The organism is Woeseia oceani (genome assembly GCF_001677435.1).
Classification (GTDB): Bacteria; Pseudomonadota; Gammaproteobacteria; order Steroidobacterales; family Woeseiaceae; genus Woeseia; species Woeseia oceani.
Window position 1 is genome coordinate 175,583 of the sequence record NZ_CP016268.1, and the last position, 14,499, is coordinate 190,081.

The 14,499-nt window shown below is 59.5% G+C and carries 17 protein-coding genes; 4 read left to right on the forward strand and 13 right to left on the reverse strand.

The window, feature by feature from the left end:
- Positions 1–48 precede the first annotated feature (48 nt).
- Both coaBC and dut read left to right on the forward strand, forming a co-directional pair.
- Positions 49–1,320 (forward strand): bifunctional phosphopantothenoylcysteine decarboxylase/phosphopantothenate--cysteine ligase CoaBC, encoded by a 1,272-nt coding sequence (gene coaBC, locus BA177_RS00760; RefSeq protein ID WP_068611863.1) that lies wholly within the window; start codon positions 49–51, stop codon positions 1,318–1,320.
- A gap of 10 nt (positions 1,321–1,330) precedes the next feature.
- Positions 1,331–1,786 (forward strand): dUTP diphosphatase, encoded by a 456-nt coding sequence (dut, locus tag BA177_RS00765; RefSeq protein ID WP_068611865.1) that lies wholly within the window; start codon positions 1,331–1,333, stop codon positions 1,784–1,786.
- A 14-nt stretch (positions 1,787–1,800) separates the two neighbouring features.
- Here dut and BA177_RS00770 read toward each other — a convergent pair whose 3' ends face one another.
- The gene (locus BA177_RS00770) at positions 1,801–2,424 is read right to left on the reverse strand and encodes a DUF4124 domain-containing protein (RefSeq protein WP_068611867.1); all 624 of its coding nucleotides are present in this window, start codon (positions 2,422–2,424) and stop codon (positions 1,801–1,803) included.
- A gap of 110 nt (positions 2,425–2,534) precedes the next feature.
- Entirely contained in the window at positions 2,535–3,182 is a 648-nt protein-coding gene (pyrE, locus tag BA177_RS00775) for an orotate phosphoribosyltransferase (RefSeq protein ID WP_068611869.1), read from the reverse strand.
- A gap of 166 nt (positions 3,183–3,348) precedes the next feature.
- Between pyrE and BA177_RS00780 the strand changes: the two genes are divergently transcribed.
- On the forward strand, positions 3,349–4,119 hold the full coding sequence (locus BA177_RS00780; protein WP_068611870.1) for an exodeoxyribonuclease III: 771 nt from the start codon (positions 3,349–3,351) through the stop codon (positions 4,117–4,119).
- Here the strand turns inward: BA177_RS00780 and BA177_RS00785 are convergent.
- Positions 4,107–5,603, reverse strand: coding sequence for an MFS transporter (locus BA177_RS00785; RefSeq protein WP_068611872.1), 1,497 nt, complete (start codon positions 5,601–5,603; stop codon positions 4,107–4,109). The genes BA177_RS00780 and BA177_RS00785 overlap by 13 nt on opposite strands.
- 127 nt (positions 5,604–5,730) lie before the next feature.
- Here BA177_RS00785 and BA177_RS00790 point away from each other — a divergent pair, with 127 nt between their 5' ends.
- Entirely contained in the window at positions 5,731–6,093 is a 363-nt protein-coding gene (locus BA177_RS00790) for a Rieske (2Fe-2S) protein (RefSeq protein ID WP_068611874.1), read from the forward strand.
- 4 nt (positions 6,094–6,097) lie between these two features.
- Here the strand turns inward: BA177_RS00790 and BA177_RS00795 are convergent, their stop codons facing one another.
- The 10 genes from BA177_RS00795 to BA177_RS00840 all read right to left on the reverse strand — a co-directional run bounded on the left by BA177_RS00795 (position 6,098) and on the right by BA177_RS00840 (position 14,374).
- Complete coding sequence (locus tag BA177_RS00795) at positions 6,098–6,391, reverse strand: DUF6763 family protein (RefSeq protein ID WP_068611876.1); 294 nt, start codon at positions 6,389–6,391, stop codon at positions 6,098–6,100.
- Between the two features lie 154 nt (positions 6,392–6,545).
- Complete coding sequence (gene trmB, locus BA177_RS00800) at positions 6,546–7,247, reverse strand: tRNA (guanosine(46)-N7)-methyltransferase TrmB (RefSeq protein ID WP_068611878.1); 702 nt, start codon at positions 7,245–7,247, stop codon at positions 6,546–6,548.
- Positions 7,248–7,367: 120 nt separating this feature from the next.
- Positions 7,368–9,005: a ubiquinone biosynthesis regulatory protein kinase UbiB gene (gene ubiB / locus BA177_RS00805; RefSeq protein WP_068611879.1), complete on the reverse strand. Its 1,638-nt coding sequence runs from the start codon at positions 9,003–9,005 to the stop codon at positions 7,368–7,370.
- On the reverse strand, positions 9,006–9,620 hold the full coding sequence (locus BA177_RS00810; protein ID WP_068611881.1) for a ubiquinone biosynthesis accessory factor UbiJ: 615 nt from the start codon (positions 9,618–9,620) through the stop codon (positions 9,006–9,008). It lies immediately after the preceding gene.
- On the reverse strand, positions 9,620–10,363 hold the full coding sequence (gene ubiE, locus BA177_RS00815; protein ID WP_068611883.1) for a bifunctional demethylmenaquinone methyltransferase/2-methoxy-6-polyprenyl-1,4-benzoquinol methylase UbiE: 744 nt from the start codon (positions 10,361–10,363) through the stop codon (positions 9,620–9,622). Before ubiE ends, BA177_RS00810 begins: the two co-directional genes overlap by 1 nt.
- Positions 10,360–10,737, reverse strand: a complete 378-nt coding sequence (locus BA177_RS00820) for a gamma-butyrobetaine hydroxylase-like domain-containing protein (protein ID WP_068611885.1) — start codon at positions 10,735–10,737, stop codon at positions 10,360–10,362. Before BA177_RS00820 ends, ubiE begins: the two co-directional genes overlap by 4 nt.
- 16 nt (positions 10,738–10,753) lie before the next feature.
- Positions 10,754–12,091, reverse strand: a complete 1,338-nt coding sequence (hslU, locus tag BA177_RS00825) for an ATP-dependent protease ATPase subunit HslU (protein ID WP_068611887.1) — start codon at positions 12,089–12,091, stop codon at positions 10,754–10,756.
- Between the two features lies 1 nt (position 12,092).
- Complete coding sequence (gene hslV / locus BA177_RS00830; protein WP_068611889.1) at positions 12,093–12,647, reverse strand: ATP-dependent protease subunit HslV; 555 nt, start codon at positions 12,645–12,647, stop codon at positions 12,093–12,095.
- Positions 12,648–12,736: 89 nt separating this feature from the next.
- The gene (xerC, locus tag BA177_RS00835; protein ID WP_068611891.1) at positions 12,737–13,645 is read right to left on the reverse strand and encodes a tyrosine recombinase XerC; all 909 of its coding nucleotides are present in this window, start codon (positions 13,643–13,645) and stop codon (positions 12,737–12,739) included.
- A gap of 24 nt (positions 13,646–13,669) precedes the next feature.
- On the reverse strand, positions 13,670–14,374 hold the full coding sequence (locus BA177_RS00840) for a DUF484 family protein (RefSeq protein WP_068618673.1): 705 nt from the start codon (positions 14,372–14,374) through the stop codon (positions 13,670–13,672).
- Positions 14,375–14,499 lie beyond the last annotated feature (125 nt).

The window sequence follows — 14,499 nt, forward strand, 5'->3', positions numbered from 1 at the left end:
ACCTACCGGGCAAGCTAAGCTCGCGACACCAAACCAAGTGACAGGATCATGAAAACACGCAATATTTTGCTTGGCGTTAGCGGCGGTATCGCGGCCTACAAGGCTCCTGAACTGGTGCGGCGCTTGCGCGAGCGCGGCGCCGACGTGCAGGTCGTGATGACCCGGTCGGCGGCTGAATTTGTGACGGAAACCGCGTTGCAAGCGGTCTCCGGGCGACCGGTCCGCAGCAATCTGTGGGATCGCGATGCCGAAGCGGCAATGGGGCATATCGAACTCGCGCGCTGGGCCGACACGATTCTGGTGGCGCCTGCGACCGCCGAGTTCCTGTCGCGGCTCGCGACCGGTTCCGGTGCTGATCTCTTGAGCACGCTCTGTCTCGCCAGCGAAGCGCCTGTTGTTGTTGCTCCGGCAATGAACCGGGTCATGTGGGCCAGTGCTGCTGTGCAAGCCAATTGCGAAGTACTGGCAAGCCGCGGTGTCCGTTTCATTGGGCCGGACAGCGGTGATCAGGCCTGTGGCGAGCAGGGTCCCGGACGCATGAGCGAGCCAGAGGCGATTGCCGCAGAAGTTATGGACGGCGTGGCCGCGCCCGCGGCAGCACCGGTCGCGGCAGCAGCCCGCCCACAACTGCTGGCTGGAAAGAAGGTGATGATTACGGCGGGCCCGACCCGTGAAGCGATCGATCCGGTCCGCTACATCACCAACCGCAGCTCCGGCAAAATGGGTTATGCGCTGGCGCAGGCCGCGCTCGACGCGGGCGCGGAAGTCACCTTGATCAGCGGGCCCGTGAATATTGCGCCACCGGCATCCGCCGTGGTGGTTGCGGTCGAATCCGCGCAGCAGTTGTTCGCGGCGACCCACGAACATATAGACGACATCGACATCTTTATTGCGGCGGCAGCCGTCTCCGACTATCGGCCGGACAAAACATCGGCACACAAGATTAAGAAATCACAAGCCGAGATGCATCTCGATCTCGTGCGCGCGCCGGACACGCTGGCGTCAGTCGCCAGACTCGAAAATGCGCCATTCACGGTAGGTTTCGCGGCCGAAACCGACCGGGTACGTGACTACGCCCGGGGCAAATTGCAGAACAAGAAACTGGACATGATCGTGGCCAACAAGGTCGGTGCCGATTGCGGCTTCGATTACGATGACAACACTGTTGATGTTTACTGGCGTGACGGCGAAAAGGCCTACCCCAAGGCGCTGAAGACCGAGCTTGCACACGAGCTGATCGCATTGATTGCTGAACGCTACAATGCGCGTTACAGCGCAGAAACCCAGACAGAATTACCGGCTATTTCCGTTCGCGACTGAAGGACCCGTTTTGCGCTCTATAGAACTCAAGATCCTCGATGCCCGGGTGGGCGATTCCATTCCCTTGCCACATTACGCGACAGACGGCTCGGCCGGCCTCGACATGCGGGCGGTTATTGACGACGCGCTGACCGTCGAGCCGGGTCAGACGGTGCTGGTGCCTACCGGTCTTGCCATCTACATCAAGGATCCGGGCCTTGCGGCGGTACTGCTACCGCGCTCAGGTCTCGGCCACAAGCACGGTCTCGTGCTGGGCAACCTGACCGGGCTTATTGATTCGGATTATCAGGGGCAGGTTTTCATTTCCTGCTGGAACCGCAGTAACGCCGCTTACGAGATTCAGCCTGGCGAACGCATCGCGCAGATGGTGTTCGTGCCCGTAGCGCAAGTCAGTTTCGAGGTGGTTGAAGAATTCGCCGGCAGTGAGCGTGGCGAGGGCGGATTCGGTCACTCGGGCACGGGCTGAGCCGGCCTCCCTGATCAGTTCAGGCCTTTCAGTGCCTTGAAGCGATCAATGTCGCTGTCGAAGCGAGCCACGATCGTTTGTTCGTCGTCGCGAAAGCGCTGCAGATTGGCTTCGTGACGTTCGATAGTCTTGCGGGTCTCATTCAGATCGTCCGCGAGGTCCGGGTCGATCATCGGCGCGTCAGCGTCGGCGCTGTACGGTTGGAATCGCGACGCTTCGTCTTCCAGTGAGGCCATCCTGCGCTGGAGGTTGCGCAGGTAAAGTTCAGTGACCCGTGCCTGCGCCTGAAACAGCTCAACGCGCCGGTCCCGGTGCATTTCAATTTCGTCAATCGACAGGTAGGTGGCCAGCAGGGCCTGATCAGCCCGTCGTTGCAGCTCCCGCTGCATGCGCGCCTCTTCCTGGCGTTGTTCTTCTGCTATTTCTTCAGGCGTTTTCTTGCCTTGCAGTACGCCAACCGTGACCCCGGCATCGTTCAGAACCTGCTTTTCGACCTCGGCGTACTCGGGCGGCACGCTGTCGCCGTAATGCACGACGCCTTCTTTATCCACCCAGCGATACAGCTTCTGCGGGGTATCGGCCAAGGCCGCCCCACCGGCGAGGGCAAGCAGCAAAAATGTTATTAAGAAGAGTCGCATAGCGCGAATATCACATAAAATCCGTTGGCGAAAGAGGGACTGGTTCGCGTTCTTGGAGCTTAAATTGTCCGGTTTGGCCTGTAAAGCAAGCTCCGTAGCCACAGCGCCGGTCAGGTCTTGATGCCGTAACGACGGCGGTATTCCACGACCGAGCTCAGGTTTTCGCCGTACTCTGTGGATTCTTCAAGCAGTTCAATGACGTCATCCAGGCCGACAATACTTGCGACCGGAATGTTCAACGTTTGTTCAAGTTCCTGTACCGCCGAACGGGAGTCACGACCGACTTCCTGGCGGTCCAGCGAGATCATCAGTCCGGCAACGTCGGCGCCAGCCCCGCTGATGATGCGTTCAGCCTCGCGTACCGCTGTGCCGGCGGTTATGACGTCATCGACAATCAGTACCTTTCCAGACAACGGTGCACCGACAATGCTGCCACCTTCGCCGTGTCCTTTCTCTTCCTTACGGTTGAAAGAATACGGCACGTCGATATCGTGGTGTTCGGCAAGTGCTGCCGCCGCCAGTGCCGCCAGTGGTATGCCTTTATAGGCAGGACCGAACAGCATGTCGAACTCAATCTTGGATTCGACGATCGCAGAAGCATAATAGCGGCCCAATTTAGCCGCGGCATAACCGTTACTGAACAAGCCGACATTAAAAAAGTAGGGACTCTTTCGTCCCGATTTCAACGTGAATTCGCCGAACCTCAATACGCCGAGTTCCAGGGCCAATTCCAGAAATTCACTTTTGTAAGCACGCATGATCTTGGTCTGAGTTCCAGCTTCTGTATGATGGCGTGCCTGGGCGCTGCCGACGTTTCGCCATTGCGATTGGGCCCCAGAGTATGCCACAGCTACTGCGGTTACAGTACGAATCGACCGGTAGTTCGGTTGGAACAGAGTTCGCGCCTGTCTGGAAAGGAAAACAGTGTTTCGTGTAATCAGTTTGAACGCCAATGGCATTCGTGCCGCCGCCCGTAAAGGTTTTTTTCAATGGATGCAGACCCAAGATGCCGATGTTGTGTGCATTCAGGAGACCAAAGCCCAGTTCCATCAGCTGACCGATGAGTGCTTTGCGCCGGCCGGCTACCACTGCTACTACGAAGATGCGGTGAAGAAAGGGTACAGCGGTGTTGCCATCTACACCCGGCATGAGCCACAAAAAGTCATCCGCGGCCTCGGTATCAGTGAATTCGACGACGAAGGCCGCTACCTCGAAGTGCAGCTGGACGGTTTGTCTGTCGTATCGCTGTACCTGCCGTCCGGTTCATCCGGCGATGTGCGTCAGGACGTGAAGTTCCGTTTCCTGGACCAGTTCCTGCCCCATCTGCAAAAAATGAAACGGCGCAAGAGTGAAGCCATCGTGTGCGGCGACTGGAACATCGCGCACAAGAAAATCGACATCAAGAACTGGCGTGGCAATCAGAAAAACTCGGGCTTCCTGCCAGAAGAACGTGAATGGATGGACCACCTGTTTGACAAGCACGGCTTTGTGGATGCGTTCCGCGTTGTCAACGAAGAGCCGGACCAGTACACCTGGTGGTCAAATCGTGGCCGGGCATGGGACAACAACGTTGGCTGGCGCATCGACTACCACGTAGTAACCCCGGGCCTGCGCGACAAAGTCCGCGCTACGGATATCTTCAAGGACATTCGATTCTCGGATCATGCGCCGTTGACCGTCGACTACGACTTGTAGCCCGGCACGGCTGCATTGCCCGGATCGTCATCAACGCTGTCGAGCATTTTCCGTACCCAGGGCAACAACAGGTAGGCAGGTAAGCCAAACAGGAAGCTGAGCAGGAAGAAATTCGCGTAGCCAAGAGACTCTGCGCCGAAGCCGCCCGCCCAGCCCGCAACCGAGCGCGCCAGTACGAACATGGATGACAGCACCGCATACTCGGTTGCGGCGTTGCGCTTGTTGACGATCGACATCAGAAACGCGAGAAATGCGCCGGTACCGAGCCCCTGGGTGAACGACTCCACGGCACTGGCGCTGTACATCATGATCTGCTGATTCAGGGGTTGTGCTGTTTCTACGCCCGGCAGCGGAAAGACATGGGCGATATAGGCATAGCCAAGATTGGATATGATCTGGGTCAGGCCCAGTATCCAGAGTCCCTTGAATACGCCGACCCGGTCGGTGAACCAGCCGCCGACCAGGCCACCGGCAATGGAGAGTACGAGGCCGATCTGTATGGAAACGATGCCGATCTGCCGCGCGCTGAAGCCGGCGTCGACCCAGAAGGGTTTGATCATGAAGCCGATCGTCTGGTCGGCCAGCTTGAAGGTCAGGATGAACACGAGTACCGGAAAGAAGTAGCGGCGGGCGGACATTTCCACAAACGCGCCCAGGACCGGACCGTCGACCAGTTCGCTGCGGTCAATGCGTACACTGCGCCGACGGTTATAGACGCCACTGAGCAGCGCCAGGCAAATCATTCCCAGCGCGATCGCGGGTGCCGCTTTCGCCAGTGTAGACGCACCCATGAGGCGCAGCGGTGTGCCGAGCGCAAACACAATCAGGCCGGAAAGGAGCAGAATCGCCGGCAGCAACACGGACGGTTGCTTGAGCAGGGTGGCCAGTTCGTTATTCGCGGTGACCGCTGATTTCTTTGCCGCTGGCGGTTCCGGCGGCGCCAGCCGGCAGGAAACGCCGGCGACAATCAGGATGATCGCGGCGAGAAAATAGACCCCGGTCCAGCCGACCAGTGGTTGCACCCAAAGCAATCCGCCGGCCGTCAGCATGCCAACCCGGTACAGCCCGATCCGCAAACCGTTGGCGAGGCCGAATTCGCGTTTATTAAGGAACTCGACGGTGTAACCGTCGATAGCGATGTCATTGGTGGCCGACAGCAAGGTGAACAGGGCAATGGCAAACCACATCCAGCCGCCAAATTCCGAGTAGACGGCCAGCGTGAACATAATCGCTGCCATGCAAAGATCGACGACCAGCATCCAGGTTCGGTGATGGCGGTAATGATCAACCGCCGGTGCCCAGAGAAATTTCAGCGTCCAGGTCAGCCCAAGCAGGCTCAGGAAGCCGATATCGGACAGGTCGATGCCCTGCATCCGAAAATGCACGGGCAAGACTTCATAAAAGATGCCGAGCGGAAAGCCTTCCGCGAAATACAATACACCGACCCAGAACATGCGGGACTTGAGTAGGGATCTTTCGCTCATGCAGGGGCCAATGCGTCACGGTAGTCGAGGATGCGTGAAACCTACGCTATCCTTGCCGCGGCGGCCAGTGGCTGACGAAGACTGCGGATGCGATGCCGCAGATTAAGCGAGGAGTGGGTGGACAGGGATGACGATGGCGCAGGAAGTGGCAGTAACGGTCGGGCGACTGGAAGAACTTGATGATCCGGGTTGCAGGGAATTTCGGATTGGTGACGGTGAATGGCCGTTCCGCGGCTTCATTGTTCGCAAGGCGGACGCGGTGCATGCCTATCAGAATTATTGCGCACACGCCGGTCACCCGCTGAACTTCAAACCCGACAGCTTCCTGACCAAGGATCAGTCGCTGATCATCTGTTCATCGCACGGTGCGTTGTTCGAAATCGAATCAGGTCTTTGCATCGCCGGGCCTTGTCCGGGCAAGACATTGCGCCGTGTTCGCGCCGAAGTAATCGACGGCGAGGTGGTGGTCTACGGGCCGGATTCAGCCTGACGACTTACTCCGAGTTTTCCAGGATCTCCAGCGGGTCTTGCCAGCCCAGCGGCAAATCGCCCGGTTCGCTGTCCAGAAAATCCTCGGCGGTCATGTCGACTGAGCCGGACCAGTCTTCCGGGGCGCGGACCTGTTCAATGAGCAGCGCGGGCCAGGCTTCCATGTCAACTTCATCGATCGTACCGTCGAAGTACTGCAATTCGATGGTTGAATCCTGTTCGTCGACAGCAACGACCTCGAACAGCGTCCCGTTACTGCGGCGGTACCAGTGCCCGATTACCGGGAATACGACAGCCATGGTGCTTACCTCCTCCGATTGAATCAATTCCTGCTGGGTTTCCGCGGCTCCCTTACCCCTAGGTATAGTTGATTCGCACCGCATAGCAACCTGCGGTACCGGCGATGCTTGCGCCTGCGCTTCCCTGTTTGTCGCAGCTGTTTGAAATTGCGAACTATATCCGCCGCAACTTCCAGTCAACTATCGCATGGCCGCATTTCAGACCGCGTCGTTCGAACTTCGTTGTGGGTCTGTCCAGTGGCCGATCGCCGCGGTGTTCCCGGCGTTCAATCAATTCAAATTGATGCGCATGGGCAATTTGTTCGTCTATGTGCTCCGCGTAGCCAGCCCAGTCAGTGGCGATGTGCAGATTGCCGGAAGGAGCAAGCTTAGCCGCGCACAATTGCAGAAAGTCAGGGTTGACGATGCGTCGCTTGTGGTGCCGCTTCTTCGGCCACGGGTCCGCGAAGTAGAGGTTGATTCTGTCGAGTGACGCATCGGCCACCTGCTTCGCGAGGACTTCCAGTGCATCGTGTGCGATCAGCCGCAAATTTGAAATTGCGGCAGCTTCAATGTGCAGCAGGCAGTGGCCCACACCCGGCTCGTGCACTTCGACACCCAGGTAGTTGCGTTCGGGGTCGCCGGCCGCTTGTTCGACCAGGGTTTCGCCATTGCCGAAACCGATCTCCAGAACCGTCGGTGCGTGGCGCCCGTACACGGACGCGAAATCCAGATGCTGCTCTTTATAATCGAGACCGAACTGTGGCCAGAGGTCGCGCATGGCCCGGTTCTGTGCACTGGTCATACGGCCCGTGCGGCGGACAAAACTGCGCACGGTTCGTTGGTTTCGTTTGTCGTTTCCGGTCTCTTCCGGCATCACGCGGTTCCCAGGATGGCGAAGGGCGCTGTAGTGCTTACAGCGCCGGAAAAAGTGTCGAAACGGACGTTAAGCGGTAGCCGTGCGGCGGGAAAGCCGGCATCGTGAGGCACCGCGCCATCACGCGCGCGGACGACCTTTGGCGAAGGCAATAACGGCACCTGCCAGCAGTCCGGCGCCCAGCCACGGCAGCGTTTCCAGTGCCAGCAATACCGTGCCACACAGCGCTGCGGTGCTGCCCAGCAGCAGGACAAAGCGTTGCCGCGACTGGCTCGCCAGCTGCTGGTCGATCCGGGTCAGATCGTCAGAGCGCACGGTCATGCTCAAGCTGCCGCTCGCCGCCTGATCGGCCAGGTATTTGACCACGCCCGGCAGCTCGCGCAGCGCTTCCCGCAGTTGCGGAAGGTTCTGGCGGATGCTGTCGATAACGGCGCGACCGCCGACCTGCTCGTCCATCCAGCGCTTGAGCACCGGATGCGCGGTTTTCCAAAGGTCGAGTTGCGGATACAGCTCGCGGCCCAGCCCTTCAATATTGAACAGGGTCTTCTGCAACAAAATAAGTTGCGGTTGAATTTCCATGTCAAAACGGCGCGCCGTTTCAAACAAGCGAATCAATACTTGCGCAAAGGAGATTTCCGCGAGCGGCTTGTTAAAGATCGGTTCGCACACCGTGCGGACGGCAGATTCCAGTTCGTCCACGCGGGTATGCGCCGGTACCCAGCCGGAATCGACATGCAGCTTCGCAATTTTCAGATAGTCGCGATCGAAAAACGCCAGGAAATTTTCGGCGAGGTAGTGCTGGTCGGTCGGGCTTAACGTGCCGACGATCCCAAAATCGATCGCAGCGTACTTCGGCTGCGCCGGGTCATCGATCTGCACAAAGATATTGCCGGGATGCATGTCGGCGTGAAAAAAATTGTGGCGGAATACCTGGGTGAAGAATATTTCGACCCCGTTTTCCGCCAGCTTCTGAATGTCCGTGCCGGTCTCGCGCAGCGTTTGCATGTCGCTGATCGGTACGCCGTAAATGCGTTCCTGCACCAGTACCTGGGTTCGGCAGTAATCCCAGTACACGTCGGGCACGTACAACAGATCCGAGTTCTCGAAGTTGCGCTTCAGCTGCGCCGCATTGGCGGCTTCGCGCATCAGGTCGAGTTCATCGATGATGGTTTTCTCGTACTCGGCCACAACCTCCAGCGGTCGCAGCCGTTTGCTGCCGGGCCAGTAGCGATCAGCCAGGCCGGCGATCAGGAACAGTACTTCGAGGTCGCGATCAATCAGCGCCCGCACACCGGGTCGCAATACCTTGACGATGACTTCGCTGCCATCGTGCAGGGCGGCGCTGTGTACCTGCGCAATCGACGCGGCCGCCAGTGGCGCGTCGTCAAAGCGCGCGAATACCGACTGCACGGATTCACCGTAAACCTCGTCGAGTATGCGTACCGCTTCCTCCGAGGCAAAAGGCGGCACCTGATCTTGCAGTTTGGCCAGTTCGTCTGCGATGTCCGGCGGCAACAGGTCGCGCCGGGTCGACACCGCCTGGCCAAATTTCACGAAAATCGGGCCAAGTTCCTCCAGCGCGAGACGGAGCCGCTGACCCAAGGGCCCATCGGCATCCTTGCTGCGCGGGAACAGGTAGAAAAAGTAACGCAATGGCCGCAGAAAGTGGGTCGTCTTGATGATCTCGTCGAGACCGTGGCGAACCAGTACGCGTTGTATGCCCAGCATTCGGAGCAGGGTACGCCGACGAAAGATCATTCAGCCGTTATCCCTGGCCGCTTCGAGTCGGGCCATGCGTGCCTCGGCGCGTTCGACGTCGTCGCGCAGCACCTGGACGGCATCCCGAAATTCGTCTGCTTCCAGTCGGCTCGGCACACTGCGGCTCTCTTCCTGCAGGTATTCGCCTATGTTGGCACGCAGCGTGGAGCGCGCCTCCCGACCCCACCGGCTGACATTGCGAACAATGTCGCCAATACCGTGCGCGGCCGTATCACCCACAACCCCGGACAGTTGTTCTTCCAGATCAGGTCGCGCGTAACGCAACAGCTCACGAAAGTCATTGGCGACCAGTGCGTCGCCGGTCAGATCGATGCGGCCATCGCGAATGAGTGCTTCGCCGTCCTCACCCGCCAGTCTGGCGAGTGACAGGAGAGACCCGGTGATGACGACGTCCGGTTCAATATCATCAAGCGTATTAAGGGCCAGACGATCGTGACTGGCCGTCAAGCCGACTGCCAGTGCCGTGTCCCGTACGCGAATTGCCACTGTCTTCGTATCCAGCCGTGCGCAGAGTTGTTGCGCAGGCGTGACCTGTGCGATCTGCCTGTTCAACAGTGACACGACCGGGTTAAACAGTGCGAAGAGCGGGTCCATCAGAGTCGCACGCCGGTGTGCAAAGCGACGATGCCGCCTGCCATGTTGGTGTATTTGCAGCGTTCGAAACCGGCTTCCTGCAGCATGCGCAGCAGCGTTTCCTGATCCGGGTGCATGCGTATTGATTCGGCGAGGTACTGGTAGCTGGCATCATCTCCGGCGACCAGCTTGCCGAGCATCGGCAGTACCTTGAAGGAATAAGCATCGTAGGCCGGTTGCAAGACTTCTGCCGGCTTTGAAAATTCGAGGATGAGCAGTTTGCCGCCGGGCTTCAGTACCCGGAACATGGAGGCAATGGCACGTTCCTTGCGGCTGACATTGCGCAGGCCAAAGGCAATCGTGATGCGGTCAAAGGTGCCGTCCGCGAACGGCAGTTGTTCCGCGTCCACCTGGGCGATGGAGAGATTACCGGCCACGCCGGCGTCTACCAGTCGTCGCCGGCCTTCGCGCAGCATACTGGCATTGATGTCGGCCAGCACGACCTGACCGGATGCACCGACCTGCCGGGAAAACGCCAGCGCCAAATCGCCGGTGCCACCGGCCAGGTCCAATACCTTCTGGCCGCGTCGAACGGCCGCTTCGGTAATCGTCTGGCGTTTCCACAGACGGTGCAGTCCGCCCGACATCAGATCGTTCATGACGTCGTAGCGGCTCGCTACCGAATCGAACACGCCACGAACGCGGCGAGCCTTGTCGGCCAGCGGGACGGTTTGGTAACCGAAATGTGTGTTGTCGTCGCTCATGGGTCCGGGCTGTCTGGCGGAGTGCGGCGAGCATAACCCGCAGCCGTCAGGCGGTCGAGGTAGTCGGCCCAGCGCTTATCCTGCTCACGGCCCAGTTCATGCAGGTAACGCCACGAAAACAACCCTGAATCGTGGCCATCGTCGAAAATCAGGCGCACGGCGTAGCGGCCAACCGGCTCGACTTTCAGTACTTTTACGTCTTCTTTACCCGTTTGCAGCACTTCCTGACCGGGGCCGTGGCCTTTGACTTCGGCGGACGGCGAGGAGACCCGCAGGTATTCGAAGGACAAATCGAACTGCTGGCCGTCGTCGAAACTGACGGTCAGGCAACGCGACTCCGTGCGCAGCCGAATTTCGGTCGGTGTGGGATCCATAGCGGTTGCCTTCTGCTCAGAGTATGTAGCGACTCAGATCCTCGTCCTGCGACAGTTCACCGAGGTGGGCATCCACGTAGGCCGCGTCGACCAGCACCTCGGTGCCGCTCTTGTCCGAGGCTTCGAACGACACCTGTTCCAGCAGCCGTTCCATGACCGTGTGCAAGCGCCGGGCGCCGATGTTCTCGGTGGTTTCATTGACGTGAAACGCAACCTCGGCCAGCCGGCGTACGCCGTCGTCGGTGAAATCCAGCTTCACTTCTTCGGTGGCGATCAGTGCTTTGTACTGTGAGGTGAGCGAGGCGTCCGGTTCGGTCAGGATGCGAATGAACTCTTCGGTCTTCAGTGGCTTCAGCTCGACCCGGATCGGGAAGCGGCCCTGCAGTTCCGGAATAAGGTCAGACGGTTTGGAAACGTGGAACGCACCGGAGGCGATGAACAGGATGTGGTCCGTGCGCACCATGCCGTATTTGGTGTTGATGGTTGAGCCTTCGACCAGCGGCAGCAGGTCGCGCTGCACGCCCTCGCGGGAGACATCTGCGCCCATCGTCTCCGAACGGCGGGCCACTTTGTCGATTTCGTCGAGAAACACGATGCCATGCTGTTCGACGGCCTCGACCGCCTGCAGCTTCAGCTCTTCCTCGTCGAGCATCTTCGCCGCTTCTTCGTCGGTCAGCAGCTTCATTGCTTCGCGAACCTTCAGCTTGCGGGTCTTGCGCTTGTTGTTCGACAAATTCTGGAACATGCCCTGCAGCTGGCTGGTCATTTCTTCCATACCGGGCGGGGCCATGATTTCGACGCCAACCGGCATCACCTGGATATCGATCTCGACCTCTTTGTCGTCCAGTTTGCCCTCGCGCAGCATTTTGCGAAATTTCTGCCGGGTCTCACTGTTGTCACGGCGGCCGCCGGTCTCGTCGGCGTCGGCCACGTGGGGGCTGCCGGGCAACAAAGCGTCCAGCAGTCGCTCCTCGGCCGAATCCTCGGCCCGGTGGCGGACCTTGTCCATCGCCGACTCGCGTGTCAGCTTAACGGAGATGTCGACCAGATCACGGATGATGCTGTCCACCTCCCGGCCGACATAGCCAACTTCGGTGAACTTGGTCGCTTCTACCTTGATGAACGGTGCTTTCGCCAGCTTGGCCAGGCGTCGGGAAATTTCCGTCTTGCCGATGCCGGTGGCGCCGATCATCAGAATGTTCTTGGGCGTGATTTCGCTGCGCAGGGGTTCGTCGACCTGCACCCGCCGCCAGCGATTGCGCAATGCTATGGCAACGGCGCGCTTCGCTTCGTCCTGGCCAATGATGTGCTTGTCCAGTTCCTGGACGATCTCTCTCGGGGTCATTTGTGACATGTTATTTCTTGCCGCCAGCGGTGGATGGCAGTTCCTCAATGACGATATTTCGGTTGGTGTAGACGCAGATATTGCCGGCGATGATCAATGCCTTCTCAACGATTTCGCGGGCGCTCATCTCGGTGTTCTCGGCCAGCGCCATGGCAGCGGCCTGGGCGAATGAACCGCCGGAGCCTATCGCCATCAGGTCATTTTCCGGCTCAATCACGTCACCATTGCCGGAGATGATGAACGATGCCTCCTGATCGGCGACGCACAGCAGGGCTTCAAGCCGCCGCAGGCGGCGATCCGTGCGCCACTCTTTCGCCAGTTCAATGGCGGCGCGGGTCAGGTTGCCGTATTGCTCGAGTTTCGCTTCGAACAGTTCAAAGAGAGTGAAGGCATCGGCCGTGCCGCCGGCGAAGCCCGCAATCACCCGACCGCCGGCAAGGCGTCGAACCTTGCGCGCATTGCCTTTCATGATGGTGTTGCCGAGACTGACCTGGCCGTCGCCGGCAATGGCCACGCTGTCGCCACGTCGTACGGAAACGATAGTGGTGCCGCGAAATTGTTCCATGTTGCTGGGTTCCTGACTGATTGCCCGGATCAAAGGGCCGCACAGTATAGACCGCGGTTAAGTCCGGGTGTCCGCTGCTGCGTGCGTATTTACTTTTTGCTTTTGATCCGCGCCCTTGGATGGGTTTGGTCGTATATCTGGGCCAGGTGCTGAAAATCAAGATGGGTGTAAACCTGGGTGGTGCTGATATTGGCGTGCCCCAGCAATTCCTGCACACCGCGCAGGTCGTGACTGGACTCCAGCAGGTGGGTGGCAAACGAATGCCGGAGCAAGTGCGGATAGACGCGGGCGTCGATGCCCTGCTTGCGGGCCCAGTGGGCGACGCGTTGCTGCACGGCGCGATGGCTGAGGCGGCGACCGTGCTGGCTTACGAACAGCGCATTCTGGGTGCTGGCGGCGAGTGCCTGTCGCTCGTGGCGCCAGGCCTTTATCGCCGTGCCGGCTTTGCGGCCTACCGGCACTATGCGTTCCTTGCTGCCTTTGCCGGTTACGCGGACGGTGCCGTCAGCGAGATCGACATCGTGCAGGTCCAGAGAGACCAGCTCTGCCAGCCGCAGGCCCGAGGAATAGAACAGCTCCAGGATCGCGCGGTCACGGGCGACCAGCGGCCCGTCACCGTCTATCTCCAGCAGCCGCGACATGCGGTCAGCGTCGAGATTGCCGGGCAGTCGCTTCTTCGCTTTCGGCGCGCTGACACCGGTAACCGGGTTTCGTGTAACCCGCTTTTCGCGCAGCAGGTAGCGAAAGTAGCTGCGTATGGCTGACAGGCGTCGCTGAATACTGCGGGCCGCGAGGCCTTTGCGGTAACAGCTCGCGCTGAAATTGCGGATGTGTTCGTCGTCCAGCTGGTCCCAGCGCGCGATGTCCTGTTCGCCACACCAGTCCGCGAGTGCTTCCAGGTCGCGGCGGTAGTTCTTGCAGGTCAGCGGTGAAAGGCGCCGCTCCATAGCAAGGTGCCGGATGAATTCGTCGATGTGGCGGCGCTGGTCGTCACGCAAAGCGTGCCCCCTTGCCAGGGTGGCTCAATAGCGGCGCAGGGCTGCTGCCAGCAGGTCGCCAAGGCGGGCCAGAAAATCGATGCTCATGCCCGGGTGGAAACGGTTGGCATCGGCACTGCCGATGGCGAGGAAACCGGAACTGGATTTCTTGCCCAGCGGCACGAGCGCGACCGAGCCCACTTCGTCAGCCTCGCCAGGGAACAGGAAGTCACGTTGGGCATCACGGATCTGGCCGCAACGCGGCAGATCGCTTTCGAGAAAGGTCGAGAAGGCTTTTATCGGTACGTCGTTGCGTTCGATCGGGCGGAAAAAGCGGTTGACGTCGGATTGCTCGAACAGCTCCGGGTCGGTGAACAGCACGAGCACCGAGTGATCCGCGCCGAACGAGGTGCGCAATGCGGTCTCTACCACGGCGAGCGTGTCTTTAAGCGTGTCCGCCGCCAGCAAGGTGAGCGCCATTTCGTGAATTTTGGCGGCCAGAATGTCATTGGCACGCGCAACTTCCACGAGTTCTTTCAGCTGCCGCTCAAGTTTCAGGTCTTTCTGGCGCAATACTGATACCTGCCGTTCTACGAGTGACACGGTGCCGCCGGTAACGTGCGGAAGCCTGAGCATGCCAAGCAGCGTGTTATGCCGTTCGAAAAAATCCGGGTGCGCTTCAAGATAATCGTACACCGACTGTTCCGACGCTGCGTCATCAACAAATTCCTGTTTCGTCTGGGTGCTCATCTGGCGCGTTTCCCCTGCTACTTTCTTAATGCCGATGTGTACGGCGTCGGTCTCTTGTCGGCGAGAGCTTAGCATGATCGGTGGCCCGTTCCGTGTGCTTCGCATTCGCTGCAACAAGTCGCAAT